The organism is Hymenobacter humi (assembly GCF_042665855.1).
In the GTDB taxonomy this organism is placed as follows: Bacteria; Bacteroidota; Bacteroidia; order Cytophagales; family Hymenobacteraceae; genus Hymenobacter; species Hymenobacter humi.
This window is the reverse complement of record NZ_JBHTEK010000001.1, coordinates 4,103,580-4,126,159: the sequence shown is the minus strand read 5'-3', so window position 1 is coordinate 4,126,159 and position 22,580 is coordinate 4,103,580. Positions and strand designations below refer to the sequence as shown.

Below are 22,580 nucleotides of genomic sequence, written 5' to 3'. Positions count from 1 at the left end.
TGGCAGGAATTGCAATCAATAAGGCTAAGGCCAGCAGGTTAGTAAGCGGTTTAGACATCGGTTATGAATTAAAATAGATAACAGCAGCACCAATGTAAAGCAAAAACGGCTGGCTCCCTTTCGGAAACCAGCCGTTCTCATGCATTTTCTACTTGATTACTTCTTCGCGTCCGTGTCGGGCGCTTCCGGCGTTTCGGCCGGGCGCTCGTCGCTGGCGAGGTTCTGGTCCTCGCCGCTCTTGGTTACACTGAACACCAGGCTCCTCAGCACCATCCACATAGTCGGCCGTGATGACGTCGCCGTGCACCACTTGGGCTTTGAGGATTTCCTCGGCAATTGGGTCTTCGATGTACTTCTGAATGGCGCGGTTCAGGGGCCGGGCACCGTACTTCGGGTCGTAGCCTTTGTCGGCCACAAAATCCTTGGCCTTTTCGGTCAGCTCAACACGGTAGCCCAGGGCCTGCACCCGCGAGAGGAGCTTGCTGAGGCTGATGTCGATGATTTTGTGGATGTCCTTTTTCTCCAACGAGTTGAAGACGATAACGTCGTCCAAACGGTTGAGGAATTCGGGCGAGAACGTCTTCTTCAGGGCGTTGGTGATGGTGCCCTTGGTCAGCTCGTCCATGTTGTCCTGGCGGGCCTTCGTGCCGAAGCCGATACCGGCGCCGAAGTCCTGCAGGTCACGCGCCCCGATGTTCGAGGTCATGATGATGATGGTGTTCCGGAAGTCCACCTTGCGGCCCAGGCCGTCGGTCAGGATGCCATCGTCCAGCACTTGCAGCAGCAGGTTGTACACGTCCGGGTGCGCCTTCTCAATCTCGTCGAGCAGGATTACCGAGTATGGCTTGCGGCGGATTTTCTCCGTTAGCTGGCCGCCCTCTTCGTAGCCCACGTAGCCGGGAGGCGCGCCCACCAGGCGCGATACACTGAATTTCTCCATGTACTCCGACATATCGACGCGCACCAGCGCATCTTCCTTGTCGAAGAGGTAGGTAGCGAGCACCTTGGCCAGCTCCGTCTTACCCACGCCCGTTGGGCCGAGGAATACGAACGAACCAATTGGCTTCTTGGGGTCCTTCAAACCCACCCGTGTGCGCTGAATAGCTTTCACGAGCTGCTTGATGGCTTTTTCCTGCCCGATTACCTTGCCCTGCAGCTCCTCGTTCATATTGAGCAGCTTCTGGCTTTCGTTCTGAGCCACGCGCGAAACGGGGATGCCGGTCATCATGGCGATAACCTCGGCCACGTTCTCCTCTTTCACCGTGTAGCGCTTCTTCTTGGTCTCCTCTTCCCACCCTTTTTTGGCGGCTTCAAGTTGGTCCAGAAGTTTCTTCTCGGTGTCGCGGAGCTTGGCGGCCTCCTCGTATTTCTGCGATTTCACCACGCGGTTTTTCTCGCCCTTGATGTTCTCAATCTGCTCTTCGAGCGTGAGAATGTCCTCGGGCACCACGATGTTGTTGATGTGCACACGGGCACCGGCTTCGTCGAGAATGTCGATGGCCTTGTCCGGCAGGAAACGGTCGCTCATGTAGCGGTCGCTCAGCATCACGCACTGCTCAATGGCCTTGTCGGTGTACACCACGTGGTGGTGGTCCTGATACTTGTCCTTGATGTTGTGCAGGATTTCGATGGTCTCCTCGGGCGTGGTGGGGTCCACCATCACCATCTGGAAACGACGGGCCAAAGCACCATCTTTCTCGATGTACTGGCGGTACTCGTCCAGCGTGGTAGCGCCGATGCATTGAATCTCGCCCCGGGCCAAAGCCGGCTTGAACATGTTGGAAGCGTCGAGCGAGCCCGAAGCACCGCCAGCGCCCACAATGGTGTGCAGGCTCGTCGATGAACAGAATCACATCGGGCGACTTCTCCAGCTCGTTCATCACGGCCTTCATGCGCTCTTCGAACTGGCCGCGGTACTTGGTACCAGCCACTAGCGAAGCCAAGTCCAGCGTCACCACGCGCTTGTTGAAGAGCACGCGGCTCACCTTCTTCTGGATAATGCGCAGGGCGAGGCCTTCGGCAATGGCCGTTTTGCCCACGCCGGGCTCACCAATGAGGATGGGGTTGTTCTTTTTGCGGCGGCTCAGAATCTGGGCCACGCGCTCAATTTCTTTTTCGCGGCCCACAATGGGGTCGAGCTTGTCGTCTTCGGCCAGCTTGGTGAGGTCGCGGCCGAAGTTGTCGAGCACCGGGGTGCGCGATTTTTCGCCCGGCTTCTTGGCCGAAGCGCTGCCGGAGCTGCCGCGTCCGCCGGGGCCCGACGAGCCAAACAGCTTGTCGTTGTCGTCGTCGTCGGTATCGGGGCCGGCTTTGGGACTCGGCGAGGCGTTACCATGGTAATCCAGCGAGTCGCGCACAGTTTCGTAGTTCACGTTAAACTTGGAGAGAATTTGAGAGGAAATGTTGTCCTCGTCCCGCAGAATGGACAACAGCAGGTGTTCGGTGCCGATGATTTCGGACTTGAAGATTTTAGCCTCCAAATAGGTTATTTTCAACACCTTCTCGGTCTGCTTCGTGAGCGGAATCGAGCCGGTGATGCTGGTGCCCTGGGTCGCGGTGTTGCGCGTGGCCTGCTCCAGCGAAAACTTGAGCTCGTCGATGCTCACGCCCAGCTTGCGCAAGAGCCCAAGAGCAGTGCCCTCCGCTTCGCGAATCATGCCGAGCAGCAAGTGCTCGGTACCGATATAGTCGTGGCCGAGACGGATGGCCTCTTCCCGACTGAGGGAAATAACCTCTTTGACGCGGTTTGAGAATTTAGCTTCCATGCCAATAAACGTAGTAAAAAAATCAAATAGCCCCGCGTCGGGAGTAATACACGCAAAACGGGTTGGGCCGATGTTGCTTGAAAACAAGCTGGCTCGGGCGAAGGTTCGGGCCGGTTACGGCACGTAAGTACTTAATTTAACGTCGGCACAATTTGCGGGTTGCTGTAATAAATACAGATTACAGCAAAAAGGCACCGGCCGCCGGACCCTGCGAAAACAACAGGTCCAGGACACTTAGCCCAGGCTCAAAACCTGGGCCAAACACTTGGGGGTACGGCCGCACCACGGGAGGGGCTGCCGGACTGTCAGGTTCTGCCGCATTTGCGTGGCCTTTGGGTGTCAGCCAGTCGCGCCGGTCGGCCAGGAGCAGGCTGGGCACTAGGAAGACCGAATTTTTGCAAAGAAGGTTGCGCGGAGTTGTGGGGCAGGTATTCGTCGGTGAGGTGGAGGGGCAGGGTCAGTCGAAAACAGCGCAGCAGTAACCGGAGGAATTGCAGGTTTAGGTCAAAAAGCAGAGCAGGCTTGCCTACGTAAATATCGTGCAAATAGTCGGCATAATACTCAAAATAAGGACTATTGCCGTAGGCGGTTTGCAGGGTGCGCCAGTGCCGGTGAATCCAATTCTGACGGTAATCGATTTCGATGGCCGAAGATTTCACTTTTTCGGCCCGGTTGCCGTCGATAACCGGCACCGTGAGCGGCTGCACGCCCTGGGCCGTGCGGATGAGGCAGCGGTTGCGGTACGTTTGCTTGCGGTAGTGCTCGTGGGCTTCCAGCAAAATGCCGTCGGCCCGGAGCAGCTCGGCAAACAGGGCAGCCGGCGGGTGGTAATGAAGTTCGGTAAGGATAATCACGGCAGGAGCGGGGATAATTGGCGGATGGCACGGATTTTCGGTAAAGAACGGGCTGCGGGCAGGGCCCGCCTTCAACTCCTTACTTTTGTGCCATGCGTTTCTTCCTACTAATTACTGCCTTCGTGCTTTCGTGGGCCATTGTGCCAGTGGCTCAAGCGGGCCCGCCCCAAATTCTGCTCGACGTGGCCCGGTTCCGCAACCTCAACAAGGTAGAGAAAGGCGCCGAGGTGGAAATCTACGTGACCGTGCCCACGCAGTCGCTCACCTACCGGCAGCGGGCCCCCGGGCCTTCCAGTCGTCGGCCACAGTGACCCTGGAAATCCTGAAAGCCGACGGCAAGCCCGCCTACCGGGAGATTATCACCCTGAAGCCCCCGGTGCTCAACGACACCACCATCGCCATCAAAAACCCGCAGAGCTTCCTCAAGCGCGTGCTGCTGCCCGATGGCAAGTACACCCTGCGCGGCACCGTGCGCGACCAGTACCGCAGCGCCGGCGGCAAAACCACCGTGGAAAAGCCCCTGGTACTGGAAGCGCCCGCCGGGCCGTTTCTGTCCGATATCGTGCTGCTGGCCCGGCCCGCCGTGCGCAGCGGGGGCGACGACAACTTTGCCCGCGGCGGCTACCGCCTCACTCGCACGCCCGGCAACGGCTATGCCCGCGGAGCCGAGAACCTGTTTTTCTACACGGAGCTGCACAACGCGCCCGCCGGAGGGCCTCTGCGCGTGCATTACCACCTGACTACGCCCGACGGCTCGGCCGCTGACGCCGACGCCACGCTCACGCCCCAAACCGGGCGGCCCACCACCATCATAGGCCAGCTGCCCATGGGCCCGCTGCCCGATGGGCCTTTCACGCTGTTTGTGGAAGTATATGGCGGCCCGGGTACCAAAAAGCTGATAGCCGGCCACCGGGCCATTGGCGAGCGCAGCTCGGGCGAATACGCGCCGGCCGGCGCCGCCGTGCCGCGATGAGCGGAGTAAGAACGGCGACACGGCCGTATTCCTGGGCCTATGTGCCGCTGCGGTGGCTGCTGCTGGCTTTGGCGCACCTGCCCCTGCCGCTTCTGTATGTAGTGGCCGATGGCGTTTACCTGCTGCTGGCCTACGTGGTGCCGTACCGCAAGCGGGTGGTAGTTGAAAACCTGCGCAACTCTTTTCCTAAAAAGCCGGAAGCCGAAATCCAGCGCATTTGCAAGGCTTTCTACCGGCACTTCTCGCAGGTAGTGGTGGAGATAGTCCGGCTGCCTGCAATGCCCCGGGCCGAGCTGAAGCAGCGCATGGTGCTGCTGAACCCGGAAGTGGCCGACCGGCACTTTGCCGAAGGCCGCACGGTGCTTGGGCTGGCCTCGCACGCCGGCAACTGGGAATGGGTGCTGGCCGCAGGGCCGCTTTGGCTCGCTGCGCCCATCGATGGCGTGTATAAACCGCTCAGCAATCCTTTCTTTGAAGAGTTTATGCGGTTTGTGCGCTCCCGCACGGGCGCAGGCCTGGTGCCCATGAGCCAAGTGATGCGTGAAATGGTGGCCCACCGGGGCGAAGCCCATTTGCTGAGCCTGGTGTCGGACCAGGCCGCGGGGCCCGAAGACCGGCCTTACTGGACCCAGTTTCTCAACCAGGATGCCGGCTTCTATACCAGTACCGAGCGCCTGGCAACCCGCTTTCAATGCGCCGTGCTCTCGGTCAGCATTCGGCGCCGGCGCCGCGGCTACTATGAGTTTGAATTCACAGAGCTATACGACGGCACCTCGCCACTGCCACCCACAGAGGCTCCCATTATGGAGGCCTTCGCCCGGAGGCTGGAAAAGGATATTCAGGCCGCGCCCGAACAGTACTTGTGGACGCACCGCCGCTGGAAGCACAAGCGTTAACCTCACCCCTGACCCCCTCTCCAAAAAAGAGGGCACCAGTTCCGAAGTTTAGCCTACCGACAACACAAAAGCCCCCTACTGATGCAAGGGCCTTTTAATTTAAACGAGGACAAGACAGGTGCCCCCTCTTTTTGGAGAGGGGGTCAGGGGTGAGGTTAACGCTTACAAATACTGCTCAATATCCCCAGCGCCCTGGCGAATCAGCTCAAAGTCATCGTTGGTGCAGTCGATGATGGTGCTGGGGGTGTTGCCGCCGAAGCCGCCGTCGATAACGAGGTCCACCAGCAGGCGGTATTTCTCGAAAATCAGGTCGGGGTCGGTTACGTATTCGTCGAGCGTGTTTTCGTCTTCGCGCACCGATGTGCTCACGATGGGGTTGCCCAATTCCTTCACCAACTGAAGGATAATCTGGTTGTCGGGCACGCGGATGCCGACCGTTTTGCGCTTGGTGCCACCGAAACGCGGCGCATTGGCGCTGGCTTCGAAGATGAACGTGAAAGGCCCGGGCAGGGCTTTTTGATAACCTTATAGGTCGACGTGGTGATGCCGTGGGCGTAGTCGGAGATGTGCGACAGGTCGTGGCAGATAAAGCTCAGGTTGGCCTTCTCGGGGAAAAGTTTTTTGATGCGGCACACCTTGTCCACGGCCTTGGCATTGGTTACATCACAGCCGATGCCATACACGGTATCGGTGGGATAGATGATGACTCCACCCTTGCGCAAAACGTCAACTGCTTGCTGAATACGGCTATGAGGTGGATTCTCGGGGTGGATGCGGAGGAGGGTGGCTGGCATAGATTGAGCTGAGAAATAGAAAAATAACGGCGTGCAATGACCGGCTATAGACGGCTGGGGCCCGCAACGAGTTACCGGCCCCCAGCCGAAAGGCGCGGGCAAGGTACTACGCCCGGCCGAAACGAAACAACTAACCCCGGCTTGCGCGCTACGGTTGCCGGCTTTCGTACTTTTGATGTTGCTCCCCCGATTCTCTTATTCATTCCCATGTCCCAGCCTGCCAAAAAGTCGGCCATCGAATACCGCGACCAAGCCTGAAACGCCGCCGGCGGTGGGCTACCGTGAGCGTCATTTTCACGCTCGCACTGGTGTGCTTTTCTTATTACTTCTACCAGGTGTTCTTCACCGCTAACATCGAAACCAAGGGCAAGCCGACCTACGTCATCGTGCACCGCGGCGACGACTGGAAAGCTGCCCTGAAGACTATCGACGCCACCGGCGTGGTAGTCGACAAGCTTTCGCTGCACTTCGTGGCCAAGCTGATGAAGTACCCCGAGCACGTGAAGCCCGGCCGCTACGAGCTCAAGGACGGCTACACCAACCGCCAGCTCATCAACGTGCTCAAGGCCGGGCTGCAGTCGCCGCTCAAGCTCACCTTCACCAACGTGCGCCTCCGGCGCGAGCTCGCCGACAAGCTCTCGAACCAGATTGACGCCCAGCCGCGCCAAATCGACTCCCTGCTGAGCAGCCCCGCCTACACCCGCAGCCTGGGCTTCGATACCACCAGTGTGCTCGGCATGTTCATCCCGAACACCTACGAGCTCTACTGGAACACCTCCGCCGACAACCTAATGAAGCGGATGAAGAAGGAGTACGAGAAGTTCTGGACGCCGGCCCGCGACGCCCAGCGCGAAAAGCTGAACCTCTCCCGTGCGCAAGTGAGCACCCTCGCCAGCATCGTGGAAGCCGAGCAGCAGCAGCACGCCGACGAGCGGCCCCGCATCGCGGGCGTGTACCTCAACCGCCTCAAGCGCGGCATGAAGCTACAGGCCGACCCCACCGTGGTGTACGCCAACCGCGACTTCACCATCAAGCGCGTGCTCAACGTGCACCTGCAGAAGGACTCGCCTTACAACACCTATAAGTACAACGGCCTGCCGCCCGGCCCAATCAACCTGCCCAGCATCACCAGCATCGATGCTGTGCTCAAGCCGGAAAGCAACAGCTACCTCTACTTCTGCGCCAAGGAAGATTTCAGCGGCTATCACGCCTTCGCCGCCAACGAGCGCGACCACATCATGAACGCCCGCCGCTACCAAGCGGCGCTGACCCGGGCGGGAATTAAGTAAAGTGCTTAATACAGCCCGTCATGTCGAGCGCAGCCGAGACATCTCGCTAGCGGTAGTAGCCATTAATTAGTGTTGGCACGCAAGATGTCTCGGCTGCGCTCGACATGACGTTCTAACCGTGCCGACACAACGGTCTAAACCTTTCTCATGTTTACCTCCGATATCCAAATCCGCGTGCGCTATGCCGAAACCGACCAGATGGGCTACGTCTATCACGGCAACTACGCGGCGTTTTTTGAAGTCGCCCGCACCGAGGCCTTCCGCAAGCTGGGCATCAACTACAAGGACATGGAGGCGGATGGGGTAGGGATGCCGGTGGGCGAAATCCGCACCCGGTTTCGCCGGCCCGCGCGCTACGACGACCTGCTCACCGTGCGGCTGCTGCTGCGCCAGCCGCCCGAGGGCACGCGGGTGCTCTTCGAGTATGAGATTTACAACGAAGCCGGCGACCTGCTCACCGAAGGCCACACCCTGATGGTGTTTGTGAAAACCACCACCGGCCGGCCCGTGACTATGCCCGTGAGCATACAGGAGCGCCTGGCCCCGTACTTTTCCGACGACGACCTGGAGAGCCCCGTGCTGCCCACGCCCGGCGCCATCCCGCCGGATGCGCCCGCCCCGGCCGCGTTCCGGAAGTAGCCAATGAACATTTGACGGGCCAGCACGTGTTTTAAGCACGCACTTGCCCGTGCTGCGAGTACCTTGCCTTTCGCCCTTGTTCCCACCGCTTTGAAAGCTCCCGCCGCCATCCAACGTGCCCGCTTCCCCGATGTGCGCAAACAGCGGCCCTACCGGCGGCTGATTGTGGGGCTGAAGCGGCTGCGGCTGCCCGGCGGCCACGCCTCGGTGTACGACGTGCTCGACCGCATCATGCACGAGCCTGCGCCTCGACAGCCTGGAAAAGCGGGCGGCCTACATGGCCTTCAACCTCACGGTGGCCCTGTTCCCGACCATTATTTTCCTGTTCACGCTCATTCCGTACATCCCCGTGCCGAACCTGAACGTGGACATCTTGCTGTTTCTGAGCGACTTTATGCCGCGCGAGCTGTATGCGGCCACGGCCTCCACCATCGAGGACATTGTGAACATCCCGCACGGCGGCTTGCTCTCCTTCGGTTTCGGCACGGCGCTAGTGCTCAGCTCCAACGGCATTATGGCCCTGCTCGACGCCTTCGAGAAGAAGTACCCGTGGTTTAAGCACCGCAGCTACCTACGCAAGCGCATGATTGCCACGGCCCTCACCTTTGTGCTGTCCTTGATTCTGGTGCTGGCCATTGCGGGCATCTTCTTCGGCACCTACCTCATGGACTGGCTGGTGTTCTATGAGATTGTGCCCGAGCGGTTCACCGATTTGGTGCTGACGCTTATCCGCTACGGCTCCCTGGTTGGGCTGTTCCTGAGTACTACGTGCGTCATTTATTATTTCGTGCCGCCCGTGCACGACAAGTGGCCGCTGCTGTCGGTGGGGGCCATCGTGGCCACGCTGCTCATCTTCCTTGTGTCGTTTCTGTTCACGCTCTACGTCCGTATTTTCGATTCCTACAACACCTTTTATGGCTCAATCGGGGCGCTGGTGGGCTTTATGGTGTGGCTCGAGTTTGTGTGCATGACCTTGATTATCGGCTTCGAGGTGAACGTGAGCATGGACGCCGTGACGGGTCGCCGCCGCGAGATGCTGAAGGAGCAGCTCGCCCTGCGAACCCACGAGCAGCATTAGGGATTGGTGCTGAGGCCGGTAGAAGAAATTTTGCAAATATTCCGCATTCCCGCTTTCTCATTCCTCATTCTTTCCTACTTTTGCACTCCCCAATCACTCGGGGAGCCTGTTAGAGAGGTGGCAGAGTGGTCGAATGCGACGGTTTCGAAAACCGTTATACCGGCAACGGTATCGGGGGTTCGAATCCCCCTTCTCTACAAAAGGCTTTTTCTGCGCTGGGAAAAGCCTTTTTTGTTGATTTGAATACCACAGCGCAAGCGTTGTTGACCCAGAGAGCTGGCAGAGTGGTCGATTGCGGCGGTCTTGAAAACCGTTGAGGGTCAAACCTCCGGGGGTTCGAATCCCTCGCTCTCTACATAAAAAGCCCCGTTTCCTAAGTGGAGACGGGGCTTTTGCTTTTTGCGCGTGCCAGGCCATGGGCCTGGGCTAATCGGCTCTTTTCTCCAGCTCGCTGGCCATCGTGAGGTGAGATTGCAGGACGGGCAGGTTATTGGCCGCAAATGTCTGAACACTGGGGTTTTCGGCCGCCTTGCTCTTCACTTCGAACATGGCAACGTCCAGCTTATGGGCGGTTTCCATGAGGTCCATGTAGGCCTCGTCGAAGTTCTTGCCGCTCTTATTCATCAGCTGGTCGGCCAGGGCCTGGTGAACCGGCAGCATGGTTTGCGGCATTTTTACGCCCAGCGGCATGGCCACGGCTTTCACCTCCTGAGTTGAGCTGGAATGGTGGCTCACCATCATCTGCGCAAACTTTCGCACGTCGGGCCGCGTGGCTTTCTGGGCAGCCATTTGGCCAGCCCGGACTTCCAGCATGTTGCTGCTGGCCGCATTCATTAGAAAAACGGGGTCCTGCATGGTGGCAAATGTGGCCATGAAGGCTGTTACGTCGGTCGAAGCATCGGTGCCTGTACCGGCGGCCCCGCTGGGCGCTACCCCAGCGTTGGCATCAGGGGCAGGAGTGGGGTTCATGTCCGTGCCCGTGCGGGCGCCCATGGCGGCGCTTTCGGCCGTGCCATCGGCGTTGGCACCGGTCTTGGTGCTGCTACAGGCTGTGCCAATCAACAGCAGGCAGACTACCAGGAAATGAGAAAGAGTTTTCATCGTCTTCGGGTGGTTTAGGGTTTGTAATCAACGGGCTTTTATACGACGAGCCTGGAAATTGGGAGATTCTGCGTGAAGTTGCTCAGTAAAAAATGCTAAGGTTGAGCTGGTTTGCCATGCTCGGCGGTAATGGTTTCAGGCTGAGTAAGCAGCTGCTTTTTCAGTTGAACAGTCGGGGAGGATGGCGCCTACGCCAGCGTTCCGCTCAAGCAAAAAGCCCCAGTTTCAATTATGGAACCGGGGCTTTGCGCGTGTAAAGACTAGAATCCGTCCCCATTACATGGAGCGGCTTTGCGGTTGTTAGAAATGTAGCGTGGACTCTGCGAGTCCGCGCGTGGCGATGCGGACCAAACAACGCGCGGACTCGCAGAGTCCGCGCTACACTACACTATCCCGAAAAGCGCTCTAAATCAGCTTGTCGGGGGTGATGGGCAGCTCGCGAATGCGCTTGCCGGTGGCATTGAAAACCGCATTGGCAATGGCCGGGGCCACGCCGATGATGGCGATTTCGCCTATGCCTTTCGTGCCCAGCGCGTTGACGTGCGGGTCGGGCTGGTTTACAAAAACACTTCCACGGCCGGCGCGTCGGCGTGCACGGGCACGTGGTAGTCGGCGAGGTCTTTGGTGACGTAGCGGCCAAACCGGTCGTCCATCACCGCGGCCTCCATCAGGGCCATGCCGATGCCGCCGACCGCGCCGCCTTTCATTTGGTTGCCGGCCGTTTTCTGGTTCACAATGGTACCGGCATCGGCGCAGGACACAAGCTTACTCACGCGCACCTCGCCCGTGAGCGGATGCACCCGCACCTCGACAAAATGCACCGAGTACGAGTACATAGAATACTTCTTCTGCTCGTCGCCATCGGGCTTCGACTCCACGGTAACCAGGCCGCCATCCGCTTGCTTGAGCAGGTCGGCGTAAGTGGCCTTGGAGGCGGGGTTGCCGGCCAGGGTCAGGTGGCCATCGGCGAACACGATGTCTTCTTTTAGCTGCCGCGAAGGCCGCGTTGCCCGCGCCGGCCAGGGTACGCAGCTTTTCCTTGAGGGCCATACAAGCATCCTGTACGGCCGGGCCCACCGTGTTCACAATGGCCGAGCCGCCCTGCGTGGGCGCTGGCGCGTACTGCGAGTTGCCCCACTCGAATTTGATTTTATCGGGCGAGAGGCCCAGGGTGTCGGCTGCAATCTGGGTCATGGCCGTGCCCGTGCCGGGGCCGATGTCGGTCACGGCGCTTTGCAGCAGCACCGTGCCATTGGGCAGCAGCCGCACGTTGGCCTGGGAGGTGCCGCGGTGCGCTCCGAAGGTGCCCACGCCCATGCCGTAGCCCACCAGCCACTCGCCGTCGCGCAGGCTGCCGGGCTTGGGCTGGCGTTTGCTCCAGCCAATGCGCTCGGCCCCCATCTGGTAGCACTCCTTCAGGAATTTGCTCGACCAAGGCAGGCCTTTTTCCGGGTCCTTGTCGGTGTAGTTGCGCAGGCGAAACTCCATCGGGTCGAGGTTGAGCAAATGGGCCATTTCGTCCATGGCCGACTCCAGGGCAAAGGCGCCGGTGGCCTCACCGGGGCCGCGCATCCAGATGGGCGTGCTCACGTCCAGCGCCGCCAGGCGGTAGCGGGTGGTTACGTTGGGCGCGGTGTACATCATGCGCGTCTGCTGCACCGTCGACTCCGTGAACTCCTCGTAGCTCGACGTCTGTCCCGTGGCTTCGTGCGTGATGGCCGTGATTTTACCGTCGGGCGTGGCGCTCATCCCGATTTTCTGCCAGGTGTGGGGGCGGTAGCCCACCATGGTCGTCATCTGCTCGCGGGTGAGCACCAGCTTCACGGGGCGGTTCACTACCCGGGCCGCGATGATGGCCGCCGACTCGTGCGGCCAGCTGTGCAGCGCGTTGCCGAAGGCACCGCCCACGAATGTGGCGATGACCTTCACGTTGGCTTCGGGCAGGCCCCACTCTTTGGCGAAGTCGCGCCGCGTGGCCATGGTGCCCTGCGTCTTGTCGTAGATGGTGAGGCGGTCGGGCGCTTCCCAGTGCGCCACAATGGACTGCAGCTCCATGGGATGGTGCACTTCCGTCGGAATCACGTACTCCGATTCAAGCTTGAACGCGCCCGTTTTGTAGGCATCGGCCGTGCCGCGCACGTAGTCGGCCACCGCCGACTTGGGGTTTTCTTGGCCTGAGCGGGCACAAAGCCCTGCTTTACGCCCACCGCCATGTCGGTTTCGTGCTTTTCCTGCTCGTACTGCGTTTTCACCAGCCGCGCCGCGAAACGGGCGCGCTCCAGCGTGTCGGCCACCACCACCGCAATGGGCTGGTCGTTGAAGCGCACCTTGTCGTCGTTGAACACCTTCAGCCGCCCGCCCAGGGTCTGGGGCTGCGAGGGGTCCTTGCCCGTGGGCACGAAGCCCGGTACCTTGGGCGAGTTGAGGTGCGAGATAACCGCCAGCACGCCCGGCGCGCCCGCGGCTGCCTTGGTATCAATGCTTTTGATGCGGCCCTTGGCAATGGTGCTGCCCACGAGCACGGCGTAGCTCATGTTGGGCAGGCTGGTACTCGGCCGAATACGTGGCCGCGCCGGTTACTTTCAGGCGGCCATCAACGCGGTTCATGCCGGCTCCGATGTGCTTATTTGGCTCTTTCATAACTGAGTAAGATATAGCGAGGACAGTAGCGCGGAGTCTGCGAGTCCGCGTGTAGAAGAACGTTCCTCCACACGCGGACTCGCAGAGTCCGCGCTACTGTTTTCAGGCGGCGGCCGCGGTTTTCAGGGCCTGAATAAGGGTGTTGGGCGCCAGCTTCAGCTTGTATTCGTTGTGCTTGAAGGCTTTGGCGCCTTGCATGGCCACGGCGGCCGCCTGCCGGAAAGTTGCTTCGGTGGCCGGCTTGCCCACCAGCATCTGCTCGGCGGCCGTGAGGCGCCAGGGCTTATGGGCCACACTCCCAAAGGCCAGCCGCGCGGCCTTGATGGTGGTGCCGTCCAGGTCCAGCGCCGCGGCAGCCGACACCAGCGCAAAGGCGTAGGAGGCGCGCTCGCGCACCTTGTAGTAGCTCACGTGCTTGGTAAAGGGGCTGTTGGGCACGTCCACGGCGGTGATGAGCTCGCCGGGCTCGAGCGTGGTGTCCTTCTCGGGGGTGTCGCCGGGCAGGCGGTGCAGCTCGCCGAAGGGAATGCGGCGGTCGCCTTTGGGGCCACTCACCAGCACGGTGGCGTCCAGGGCCACCAGCGCCACGCTCATGTCGGAGGGGTGCACGGCAATGCACTTATCCGAGAAGCCGAAGATGGCATGCATGCGGTTGATGCCTTCCAGGGCGCCGCAGCCGGTGCCGGGCTCGCGCTTGTTGCAGGGCATGGCCGTGTCGTAGAAGTAGGGGCAGCGGGTGCGCTGCAGCATGTTGCCGCCCACGGTGGCCATGTTGCGCAGCTGCGCCGACGCGCCGGCATTGAGGGCCTGCACCAGCAGGGGTGCTGCGCTTGCACCTGGCGGTCGTCGGCTACGGCAGCGTTCAGGGCCAGCGCGCCGATGCGCAGGGCGCCCTGCTGCGGCTCAATTTTGGCCAGCGGCAGGCGATTGATGTCGACCAGCTTTTGGGGTGCCATCACGCCGCGCTTCATCAAATCGACGAGGTTGGTGCCGCCGGCGATGAACCTGGCGTTGGCGTCTTTGGCCACGGCCTCAATGGCCGCCTGCTGCTTGGTGGGGCGGAGGTACTGGAACTGGTTCATACTTTCTGGCCTCCGTTTTTCACTTCCTGAATGGCCGCCACAATGTTGGTGTAGGCGCCGCAGCGGCAGATGTTGCCGCTCATGTACTCCCGGATTTCGGCTTCTGAGTCGGCGTGGCCCTCGCGCACGCAGGCCACGGCCGACATAATCTGCCCCGGAGTGCAGTAGCCGCACTGGAAGCCGTCGTGCTTCACAAAGGCCTCCTGCATGGGATGCAGCTTGTCGCCGTCGGCCAGGCCCTCGATGGTGGTGACTTTCTTGCCGTCGTGCATCACCGCGAAGCTCAGGCAGCTGTTCACGCGCTGGCCGTCGACGTGCACGGTGCAGGCGCCGCACTGGCCGTAGTCGCAGCCCTTTTTGGTGCCGGTGAGGTTGAGCTGTTCGCGCAGGAGGTCGAGCAGCGTGGTGCGCGGCTCCACTTTGAGCTTGTACTTCTTGCCGTTGATTTCGAGCTTGAGGGGTACTTTTTCGAAGGCGGCGGCTACTTTTTCATCAAAGTTGGCCGAGGCGGCGTGCACCACCGGGCCGGGCACCATCGCCATGGCCGTGAGCAGCGACGACTGCTTGAGAAAACTGCGTCGGGCCTCGTCGTGGTTGGCCGGCGTATCGGGTTCGGGATTCATCGCCATGGGAAGGGAAGAAGGGAATAAGGAAGTAATTTAACCAACGGCGGGCTAGTGGCTGGCTTGACTACCATTCGGCAGCGAAGCCGTGGCCTACCGGGGCCGCGCAGGTTAGTCAGCCAAAACTCTCGCCGCCGAGCGCCCGGCAGATGCTTTGGGAGCCGGGTTGAGCTGGAAGCAAGACCACCACGGGAAGCATTCTGTTTTGGAGCAAAGGCTTCTTATACGCGCCCGACTTTTTAGCGGCCGATGGGGCATGGTTCATTTATCCCGCTTTTCACAGCCCAAAACGCGCCTACTGTTAATCAATGCGCCCGAAAGCCCGGGGCCTGCTTGGGACTGGGGCGGCTATTTCTTTTATAACAATCTCAGCCATAACCTTCTGGAAAAGTCCAAGTATATACCTATATCCTGACTAGTGCGGACCTTTTTGGGTCCGGCAATCGGGCATACTAATCACCAAAAAACGGTTTTGTATGAGACACTTTCTTACCTCTTTGGGGCTCTTTCTGTGCGTGATGGCAGCCATCCCGCGCAGTTATGCCCAAAACGCCGACCGCAAAACGGCCGTCAGCCTCTACGGCAGCGCCTACCAGTACAAGGGCAACTACGGCTCTGATTTCTGGGACAACAACAAGTACGGGCCCGGAATCGGGCTCAACCGCTACCTAACGTCCGGGCTGGACCTGGGCCTGCACCTAGGCTACGTGGAGCTGAAAGGCAGCCAGCCCGGGTTCCCGCTCAACACCTTTAGCACCAATGTGGTGAATGCCAATCTGGCCTTCAAGCTCAAGCTCAACAACGGCTGGGCGCTGAAGGAAGAGGCCCGCATTCAGCCGTATCTGCTGCTGGCCCCGGGCCTGGCCTTCATGAGCCGCGAAGGCTCGGTGCGGGGCCGTAGCACCAACGGCAACGACACGTATTTCGACGCCTTCGGAGCGGCGGGCATCAACTTCCAGCTCACCGAAGGCCTCGGTCTGTTTCTGCAAACCGGGCAGCACATTCCGCTCGGGGCCAACATTGACGGCGAGCCCAACCGCGACGACAACAGCTTCGACGACCGCTACCTGCAGCACACCGCGGGCCTGACCTTTGCCCTGGGCAAGCCCAAGGACACCGACGCTGACGGCGTGCCCGACCGCAAAGACAAGTGCCCCGGCACGCCCGCCGGCGTGGCCGTGGACCCCAACGGCTGCCCCTCGACGGCGACGCCGACGGCGTGCCCGACTACCAGGACAAGTGCCCCACCGAGAAAGGCCTGGCTACCCTGGAAGGCTGCCCCGACCGTGACAGCGACGGCGTGCGCGACGGCGACGACAAGTGCCCCGACACCCCCGGCAAGGCTGCACTCGGCGGCTGCCCCGACGCCGACAACGACGGCGTAACCGACCTGAGCGACAAGTGCCCCGATACGCCCGCCGGCACGCAGGTAGACGCCAACGGCTGCCCCCTGGTGGTCGACCAGGACAGCGACGGCATCATCGATAGCCTGGACCGCTGCCCCGACACCCCGGCCGGCGCCCGCGTGGATGCCAACGGCTGCCCCAAGGTGGTGAACCCCAAAGTCAAGGCCCTCGAAAAGCCCATCCGGTTCAAAACCAACAGCACCATCATCGAGCGCAGGCCGTACCCGGCCATCAACAAAATGGTGCAGGTGCTGAAGGACAGCGCCGATTACAGCCTGCGCATCACGGGCCACGCCGACAGCCGCGGCACCGACGAGTACAACCAAGGCCTGTCGGAACGCCGGGCCGAAGCGGTGAAACGATACTTCACGAGCCGAGGCGTCGACGCCAGCCGCATTATCACCGAAGGCAAGGGCGAGTCGGAGCCAGCCGCACCCAACACCTCGCCGGCCAACATGTCGCGCAACCGGCGGGTCGAGTTCAAGTTTGACTTCGTGCCCACACCGGCACCGCTGCCCTAATCCGGAGCGGTAGTAAAGAAGGGCCGGTTGGCGGCGAAAGGGTTGAGCTCCTTTCGCCGCCAACCGGCCCTTCTTTTTTGAAAATTGAGCTATAAGCCCTAGCGGCCCGTGGTGCCAGAGTCTGGGGGAGCAGCAGGGGCGGTGCTAGCATCTACCGGGCGGCTACGACCGGAGAAAAGGGCATAAAAGCCCAAAATCTTGCGCTTCTCGACCAGAAAAACAAGATGGTGCACAGCACGGTGGTGGCCATGATGATGGCGAACGTCAGGGTCTGGATAATGGGACCGGTGGGAATGCCCCGCTGCACGGGCAGGGTGGCCAGCACGGCCGCGCCGAGGCCTTTGGGAATCATGATGCTCATCACGGCCACGTCGAACTGCGGCGTCTGGCGGTCGGCAGTGGCCAGCACCACCGGAATGCGCACCAGAAACAGCACCACGGCCATGCCCACGCCCAGGGCAATGAGGTAGCCGTTGTCGAGCACGATGGACATGCCCACGTACACGAAAAAGAACGTGCGCAGCAGAAAGACGATTTCCGCGAAAAAGTCTTTTTCCATGGCCGTCAGCTCCACGTGACGCGAGGGGAAGTACTCGCGCAGCGTGTGCGGGCGCAGCAGCGTGACGTTGGCCAGTGTCACGCTAAAAAACAGCACCGCAATGGGCCCGCTGAAATTGAGCATCTCCACCAGTCCGTAGAGAATAAACACGAAAGCCGGCGTAGAAAACCGCGTTTTGAGCAGCATCGGCACCTGGTTTAGCAGCACCGACCACAGGTAGCCGCCGCCGGCCCCAGCCAGCACCGCCACAATGAGTGACGAAACTATCTGGCTGAACAAGGTGACCAGGTTGAACGACGAACCCGTGTAAAAGCTGATGAGCGCAATGGGAATGGCCAGGGTGAAGATGTCGCTCAGGGCCGATTCCATGACCAGCGTGGTGGAGGTCTGCTCCGACACGTTCACCTTGCGCACCAGCGTGGTGACCACCGCCGAAGAAGTGCCGCCCAGAATGGTGCCCAGAATGAGGGAGCTGAGCAGGTCGAGCCCGCCGAAGAGTTGAGCCAGCACAGCCACTACCAGCGTGGTCACCACAAAGTTGAGGGTGGTGAGCCCCATGGTGCCCCGCAGCGCCGACCGCAGCTGCTCGAAACGTACTTCCAGCCCACTTTCAAAGAGAATGAACACCAGCACCAGGTTGGAAAACACGCGCCCGCCCTTGCCAAAAGCCGCCGGGTCAATGAGGTGAAAAACCGGCCCCAGCAGCACGCCCACCAGCAACAAACCCACCACATCGGGAATCTTGGTGCGGTCGAATAACTGAGCCAGGTAGTGGCCCAGAAATATCAGAAACCCGATAAGGATGATAAGGAGAGGAGTAGTCATAGGCCGCTGATGCCGAAGAAACGGAAGTGGGCTTTAGCGCAAGCTCGGCAAATTAGGTTGCCCGGCATCAGTATCGCGCCTGAGCAAGATTAGCTCTAACGCTGCCGGCGCCTTGCCTAAGAAGGGGATGCGTTTGGCAAGGAATAATGAGTGTCACCCTTTCCCGGCAAGGTGAATCTGCCAAAGCTTCAGGGAAGCGTAACTAGTTATTTGTCCATAGAGCTAAAACATAAGGTGATAAGAACCCATGCTGTGTTAATAAATTATATGATTATTAGTATTTAAATTGTTGCCAAATACTTTAATAGTAAAAAAATTATTGAAAAAGTATGATTACGCAAGTTTTTCTATTAAATTAGGATAGTTAAGAAGCTTGCGGCCTCACTTCTAGGTATGAAGACCGCAGCCGGTGACCTCGTGTACCGCTCCGTTCAACGGGTGGTCTTACCATTGACGGCCCTGTGGGGCATCGGCACAGCCGAATTCGAGTGCTTTTCATGGTTTGCTCACGCCTGGTTTCTAAGCGCGCCTTAGAGCCCATGTGAGCAGCCACCCCCTCACTAATTAAGGGTTTTCCCTATAGCCGAAAGCTATGGGACGGGACGGCTTTGTCCCGCGATTTCTGCAACCTAAGCACTACGGGCCATCTAGCATGCGCCTCATGTGCTACTGCTCGGCAGCCGTTTGGAATACCTGCGTTAAAAAACACGCTTTAATATTACCACCATGAAACCGACATGTCATACTACTAATTACTTAAAAGAGCTAGATGTCGATAATAGAAGGGGGAAAAGCTTGCTGCTATTCCTTATGCCTTTATTCTTCAGCTTTCTATTGCCTTTTGCATCCTTAGCACAAATAATACCGGCAGGAACACCGTGTACAGCCCACAGGTGGGATTCTGGGGATGGCTGGCGGTATAATACGAGCACACAAAAGTGGGAAGCCACAAATCCAACGGGGTCAGACAAGTCGCCACTTGGCATTGTTGCCTGCGCTTCCGCAGCTTCTACGGAAAGTGGTTTACAAGCTTATGCTAAAACGTATGATGGTGTTTTCCCAATTGGTGACAAAACGGGTTGCTTCAACCAGCAGACTGAAGTTCGTGGCTCAAATGTATCTGGTCCTATAGCTGGCCAAACAGATATTGTTTGGTTTAACTATGATATTCGTCCGCTGGCAGGGACCTATCAATTTCAAATTGTAACCAACCAAACGGTGGGGTGGGTGCTCTATTACAGCACTGATGCCCAGCCAACTGGCGGCAACACCAGCACGGGTAAATACCCTGTAGGGACCGCTCCGTCAGGGAACTGCAACACACTGGTATATGCTGATTGCGGTATCAGTGGCAATGGCTGGTCAACCATTAAAGTCCCCTCCTTCCTGAAGCCTACTAACTATTATTTGGCAATGTTTCCCTTGGATGGGGGCACATTTAATAGTAGTACCAACCTGATTTACAAAGCCAGATACGGCTGTGGTGGTGCAACCTGCACCCTAGAAAAGGCAGGCACTGACCGGGTTACTTGCAACAGTGACGGAACGTACACGGTGTGTGCAGATTACAATGGTAGTGCAGGTAAGTGGTTGCTTTCAGATGGAGCATCCACAAAAGCTACGTCTTATACTGTTACTACCTATGACGCCAACGGTGCACAGGTAACTTCACAATCTAGTTCGAATCTTTCAACTAACCCTCTTTACGTTGAGTTAGGAACCCTTAATGGTACTTCTCCGCAGAATGATATTAAGGCTACCATCTGTGCCACGTATGCATTAGGCGGTGGTTATGACATCTCCTTAACCCCTTCTGGAACACCGGCAGGGGCCCCAAGCAATTATGTGGATTGCACCAGTTCAGGCCAGTTCCAAGGGGCAGGCTTATCGACGGCCACCGTCACGCCGGGCAGCTACGGCCCGTACTGCGCAACTGACGCCGCCGTGACCTTGGGCGGCACGCCCTCGGGCGGCACCTGGAGCGGCACCGGGGTGACCGGCTCGATTGCCAACGGCTTCACCTTCAACCCGGCCACGGCCGGCGTGGGCACCTTCGTGCTGACCTATTCCGTGCCCACGAGCAGCACGGCCTGCGCCAACTCGGCCACGACCTCCGTCACGGTCAACCCGCTGGCCACCGTCACGCCGGGCAGCTACGGCCCGTACTGCGCAACTGACGCCGCCGTGACCTTGGGCGGCACGCCCTCGGGCGGCACCTGGAGCGGCACCGGGGTGACCGGCTCGATTGCCAACGGCTTCACCTTCAACCCGGCCACGGCCGGCGTGGGCACCTTCGTGCTGACCTATTCCGTGCCCACGAGCAGCACGGCCTGCGCCAACTCGGCCACGACCTCCGTCACGGTCAACCCGCTGGCCACCGTCACGCCGGGCAGCTACGGCCCGTACTGCGCAACTGACGCCGCCGTGACCTTGGGCGGCACGCCCTCGGGCGGCACCTGGAGCGGCACCGGGGTGACCGGCTCGATTGCCAACGGCTTCACCTTCAACCCGGCCACGGCCGGCGTGGGCACCTTCGTGCTGACCTATTCCGTGCCCACGAGCAGCACGGCCTGCGCCAACTCGGCCACGACCTCCGTCACGGTCAACCCGCTGGCCACCGTCACGCCGGGCAGCTACGGCCCGTACTGCGCAACTGACGCCGCCGTGACCTTGGGCGGCACGCCCTCGGGCGGCACCTGGAGCGGCACCGGGGTGACCGGCTCGATTGCCAACGGCTTCACCTTCAACCCGGCCACGGCCGGCGTGGGCACCTTCGTGCTGACCTATTCCGTGCCCACGAGCAGCACGGCCTGCGCCAACTCGGCCACGACCTCCGTCACGGTCAACCCGCTGGCCACCGTCACGCCGGGCAGCTACGGCCCGTACTGCGCAACTGACGCCGCCGTGACCTTGGGCGGCACGCCCTCGGGCGGCACCTGGAGCGGCACCGGGGTGACCGGCTCGATTGCCAACGGCTTCACCTTCAACCCGGCCACGGCCGGCGTGGGCACCTTCGTGCTGACCTATTCCGTGCCCACGAGCAGCACGGCCTGCGCCAACTCGGCCACGACCTCCGTCACGGTCAACCCGCTGGCCACCGTCACGCCGGGCAGCTACGGCCCACTCTGTGTGGGCGGCTCGGCCATCAGCCTGAGCGGCACGCCCTCGGGCGGCACCTGGAGCGGCACGGGCGTAAGCGGCAGCGTGGCTGCGGGCTTCACTTTCACGCCAAGCAATGCAGGGAGCTTTACGCTGACCTACGCGGTGGCAGCTACCGCCACGGCCTGCGCCAACTCGGCCACGACCTCCGTCACGGTCAACAACTGCTACGGGCATATCTTCCCAACGCAGACTACTTGCAACGACTACAAGAACCAGACGGCAACGCCGCTGACGCAAGTATGCTTCACCAAGAAAGGGCAGTCAATAACCAACGCTACTCCTGGTGTCTTCTTCTACTATGCTACCATAACGGCGCCAAGCTCCAGTTTCTGTGTTAACGTATTGCAAACCAATCCTTGCACCTCTGGTTACTTCGCACTTCAACAGGACCAGTTGATTGCCTGGAGCAGTTCCTGCACCAAAGTAGGTACTACCCAAACCGTTACCAAGACTGCTGACGGCCAGTATAAGGTCTGCATAACTGGGGCAACACTTGGCGAGACGATTATCATCTCCGCCAAGTATGACACGAAATCGATAGTAGGGACAACGCCGCCGAAGTCGGATTGCACGTACGGATTTGCTACACAAATTGGAGGTGTAACCCAATCGGGTAGCGAAGGCAGCTTGAAGATTACAAGCAATTGCACTTCTTCTAGTGTTGCGGCTGCTACAGCTACCGGTGAGCCTGTAGCGGACGCAGCTAGCCTGACCACCAGTGTGTACCCGAACCCCACTCACTCCGATGCAACCATCACTTTCTCGGCTCCTAATGCAGGCCGCGCAGAACTGGTGGTGTACAATGCACTGGGTGCTAAAGTAGTGACGCTCTATGACGGGCAGGTAGCAGCCGGTGAAGTGAAGTCGGTAGCGCTGAAAGGTGCTAACCTTGCCACTGGCACCTACTTCTACCGGGTGAACGTCAATGGTGTAAGCAAGACCAACCGCTTCGTTATCATGAAGTAGCCAGTTGCTCTTGCCTTATGCTTGGAAAAAAGGCCCGCCTATTTAGGCGGGCCTTTTTGATATTGGGAAGTCCGGAAGCGCAAGAGATGCTGCCTACCAGCTTCGGGATTATCGATTGCTCTTAAGTACTCCGTCATAAGTAACCGTACCTACATAAGGTTCTCATGCTGAACTGCTAGAAGCATCTCGCCCGTGCCTCTTGTCATGCTGACGCAGGAAGCATCTTATCGCCGCTGAACGAATTGTTCGAACCTGATAAGATGCTTCGTGCCTCAGCATGACAGACGATTGAGGTTAGTATTGCGGTCGAGGTGCTTCGACTGCGCTCAGCATGACGTTCAATAAAGTGCAGTTATATATGCACGGGGACTTAAAATGCGAGAAGCAATAAGCCTGACTGACATCGG

Annotated in this window: 16 protein-coding genes, 2 tRNA genes and 5 pseudogenes; 11 read left to right on the top strand and 12 right to left on the bottom strand. The window is 59.7% G+C overall.

Annotated elements, in window-relative coordinates; translation table 11 throughout:
• Window positions 1-148: 148 nt before the first annotated feature.
• From ACFQT0_RS23270 to ACFQT0_RS23260, 3 genes and pseudogenes are all read right to left on the bottom strand, one after another.
• Window positions 149-2,765, bottom strand: a pseudogene (locus ACFQT0_RS23270) (ATP-dependent Clp protease ATP-binding subunit).
• Window positions 2,766-2,943: 178 nt separating this feature from the next.
• Entirely contained in the window at window positions 2,944-3,030 is an 87-nt protein-coding gene (locus ACFQT0_RS23265; protein ID WP_380206114.1) for a hypothetical protein, read from the bottom strand.
• Between the two features lie 40 nt (window positions 3,031-3,070).
• A complete protein-coding gene (locus ACFQT0_RS23260) occupies window positions 3,071-3,619 on the bottom strand; it encodes a WbqC family protein (protein WP_380205426.1) in 549 nt (182 codons plus the stop codon).
• Between the two features lie 92 nt (window positions 3,620-3,711).
• On the opposite strand from ACFQT0_RS23260, the gene ACFQT0_RS23255 reads away from it, so the two are divergent.
• From ACFQT0_RS23255 to ACFQT0_RS23245, 3 genes are read left to right on the top strand one after another with little or no spacing between them, the layout of a single operon-like run.
• Window positions 3,712-3,930, top strand: a complete 219-nt coding sequence (locus ACFQT0_RS23255; protein WP_380205425.1) for a hypothetical protein — start codon at window positions 3,712-3,714, stop codon at window positions 3,928-3,930.
• Window positions 3,927-4,592, top strand: a complete 666-nt coding sequence (locus tag ACFQT0_RS23250; RefSeq protein ID WP_380205424.1) for a hypothetical protein — start codon at window positions 3,927-3,929, stop codon at window positions 4,590-4,592. Before ACFQT0_RS23255 ends, ACFQT0_RS23250 begins: the two co-directional genes overlap by 4 nt.
• A complete protein-coding gene (locus ACFQT0_RS23245; RefSeq protein WP_380205423.1) occupies window positions 4,589-5,488 on the top strand; it encodes a lysophospholipid acyltransferase family protein in 900 nt (299 codons plus the stop codon). Before ACFQT0_RS23250 ends, ACFQT0_RS23245 begins: the two co-directional genes overlap by 4 nt.
• A 162-nt stretch (window positions 5,489-5,650) precedes the next feature.
• Here ACFQT0_RS23245 and ACFQT0_RS23240 read toward each other — a convergent pair.
• A pseudogene (locus ACFQT0_RS23240) lies at window positions 5,651-6,282 on the bottom strand (L-threonylcarbamoyladenylate synthase).
• A 281-nt stretch (window positions 6,283-6,563) separates the two neighbouring features.
• Here ACFQT0_RS23240 and mltG point away from each other — a divergent pair.
• From mltG to ACFQT0_RS23215, 5 genes are all read left to right on the top strand, one after another.
• Window positions 6,564-7,571 (top strand): endolytic transglycosylase MltG, encoded by a 1,008-nt coding sequence (gene mltG / locus ACFQT0_RS23235; RefSeq protein WP_380205422.1) that lies wholly within the window; start codon window positions 6,564-6,566, stop codon window positions 7,569-7,571.
• 147 nt (window positions 7,572-7,718) lie between these two features.
• Window positions 7,719-8,210 carry an acyl-CoA thioesterase gene (locus ACFQT0_RS23230; RefSeq protein ID WP_380205421.1) on the top strand — a complete coding sequence of 164 codons (492 nt, stop codon included), beginning with the start codon at window positions 7,719-7,721 and terminating at the stop codon, window positions 8,208-8,210.
• 277 nt (window positions 8,211-8,487) lie between these two features.
• Window positions 8,488-9,288: a YihY/virulence factor BrkB family protein gene (locus ACFQT0_RS23225; RefSeq protein WP_380205420.1), complete on the top strand. Its 801-nt coding sequence runs from the start codon at window positions 8,488-8,490 to the stop codon at window positions 9,286-9,288.
• A gap of 111 nt (window positions 9,289-9,399) precedes the next feature.
• A tRNA-Ser gene (locus ACFQT0_RS23220) sits at window positions 9,400-9,485 on the top strand.
• A 73-nt stretch (window positions 9,486-9,558) separates the two neighbouring features.
• Window positions 9,559-9,643, top strand: a tRNA-Ser gene (locus ACFQT0_RS23215).
• A 71-nt stretch (window positions 9,644-9,714) separates the two neighbouring features.
• On the opposite strand, the gene ACFQT0_RS23210 is transcribed toward ACFQT0_RS23215, so the two are convergent.
• The 7 genes and pseudogenes from ACFQT0_RS23210 to ACFQT0_RS23180 all read right to left on the bottom strand — a co-directional run bounded on the left by ACFQT0_RS23210 (window position 9,715) and on the right by ACFQT0_RS23180 (window position 14,740).
• Entirely contained in the window at window positions 9,715-10,389 is a 675-nt protein-coding gene (locus ACFQT0_RS23210) for a DUF4142 domain-containing protein (RefSeq protein WP_380205419.1), read from the bottom strand.
• Between the two features lie 557 nt (window positions 10,390-10,946).
• Window positions 10,947-11,447 carry a molybdopterin cofactor-binding domain-containing protein gene (locus tag ACFQT0_RS23205; RefSeq protein ID WP_380205418.1) on the bottom strand — a complete coding sequence of 167 codons (501 nt, stop codon included), beginning with the start codon at window positions 11,445-11,447 and terminating at the stop codon, window positions 10,947-10,949.
• A pseudogene (locus ACFQT0_RS23200) lies at window positions 11,416-12,528 on the bottom strand (xanthine dehydrogenase family protein molybdopterin-binding subunit); the annotation flags it as partial. The gene ACFQT0_RS23205 and the pseudogene ACFQT0_RS23200, both read right to left, overlap by 32 nt.
• Window positions 12,468-12,923 (bottom strand): hypothetical protein, encoded by a 456-nt coding sequence (locus ACFQT0_RS23195; protein WP_380205417.1) that lies wholly within the window; start codon window positions 12,921-12,923, stop codon window positions 12,468-12,470. The gene ACFQT0_RS23195 and the pseudogene ACFQT0_RS23200, both read right to left, overlap by 61 nt.
• Window positions 12,865-13,029 carry a hypothetical protein gene (locus ACFQT0_RS23190; protein WP_380205416.1) on the bottom strand — a complete coding sequence of 55 codons (165 nt, stop codon included), beginning with the start codon at window positions 13,027-13,029 and terminating at the stop codon, window positions 12,865-12,867. The genes ACFQT0_RS23195 and ACFQT0_RS23190 overlap by 59 nt, the downstream gene beginning before the upstream one ends.
• Window positions 13,030-13,131: 102 nt before the next feature.
• Window positions 13,132-14,111, bottom strand: a pseudogene (locus tag ACFQT0_RS23185) (FAD binding domain-containing protein).
• Window positions 14,108-14,740, bottom strand: a complete 633-nt coding sequence (locus ACFQT0_RS23180) for a (2Fe-2S)-binding protein (RefSeq protein ID WP_380205415.1) — start codon at window positions 14,738-14,740, stop codon at window positions 14,108-14,110. Before ACFQT0_RS23180 ends, ACFQT0_RS23185 begins: the two are co-directional and overlap by 4 nt.
• A 1,144-nt stretch (window positions 14,741-15,884) precedes the next feature.
• On the opposite strand from ACFQT0_RS23180, the pseudogene ACFQT0_RS23175 reads away from it, so the two are divergent.
• Window positions 15,885-15,962, top strand: a pseudogene (locus tag ACFQT0_RS23175) (hypothetical protein); the annotation flags it as partial.
• A gap of 72 nt (window positions 15,963-16,034) precedes the next feature.
• Entirely contained in the window at window positions 16,035-16,661 is a 627-nt protein-coding gene (locus ACFQT0_RS23170; protein WP_380206113.1) for an OmpA family protein, read from the top strand.
• Between the two features lie 151 nt (window positions 16,662-16,812).
• Here ACFQT0_RS23170 and ACFQT0_RS23165 read toward each other — a convergent pair whose 3' ends face one another.
• Window positions 16,813-18,045 (bottom strand): cation:proton antiporter domain-containing protein, encoded by a 1,233-nt coding sequence (locus tag ACFQT0_RS23165; RefSeq protein ID WP_380205414.1) that lies wholly within the window; start codon window positions 18,043-18,045, stop codon window positions 16,813-16,815.
• A 1,845-nt stretch (window positions 18,046-19,890) separates the two neighbouring features.
• On the opposite strand from ACFQT0_RS23165, the gene ACFQT0_RS23160 reads away from it, so the two are divergent.
• A complete protein-coding gene (locus ACFQT0_RS23160) occupies window positions 19,891-22,173 on the top strand; it encodes a T9SS type A sorting domain-containing protein (protein ID WP_380205413.1) in 2,283 nt (760 codons plus the stop codon).
• The last annotated feature ends 407 nt before the right edge of the window (window positions 22,174-22,580 follow it).

Coding starts and splice junctions, on each gene's coding strand:
- ACFQT0_RS23225 (WP_380205420.1), top strand. CDS start 8,488: ATGGCCTTCAACCTCACGGTGGCCCTGTTCCCGACCATTATTTTCCTG.
- ACFQT0_RS23195 (WP_380205417.1), bottom strand. CDS start 12,923: ATGAGCTACGCCGTGCTCGTGGGCAGCACCATTGCCAAGGGCCGCATC.
- ACFQT0_RS23165 (WP_380205414.1), bottom strand. CDS start 18,045: ATGACTACTCCTCTCCTTATCATCCTTATCGGGTTTCTGATATTTCTG.
- ACFQT0_RS23230 (WP_380205421.1), top strand. CDS start 7,719: ATGTTTACCTCCGATATCCAAATCCGCGTGCGCTATGCCGAAACCGAC.
- ACFQT0_RS23245 (WP_380205423.1), top strand. CDS start 4,589: ATGAGCGGAGTAAGAACGGCGACACGGCCGTATTCCTGGGCCTATGTG.
- ACFQT0_RS23210 (WP_380205419.1), bottom strand. CDS start 10,389: ATGAAAACTCTTTCTCATTTCCTGGTAGTCTGCCTGCTGTTGATTGGC.
- ACFQT0_RS23180 (WP_380205415.1), bottom strand. CDS start 14,740: ATGGCGATGAATCCCGAACCCGATACGCCGGCCAACCACGACGAGGCC.
- ACFQT0_RS23205 (WP_380205418.1), bottom strand. CDS start 11,447: ATGCTTGTATGGCCCTCAAGGAAAAGCTGCGTACCCTGGCCGGCGCGG.
- ACFQT0_RS23255 (WP_380205425.1), top strand. CDS start 3,712: ATGCGTTTCTTCCTACTAATTACTGCCTTCGTGCTTTCGTGGGCCATT.
- ACFQT0_RS23190 (WP_380205416.1), bottom strand. CDS start 13,029: ATGAAAGAGCCAAATAAGCACATCGGAGCCGGCATGAACCGCGTTGAT.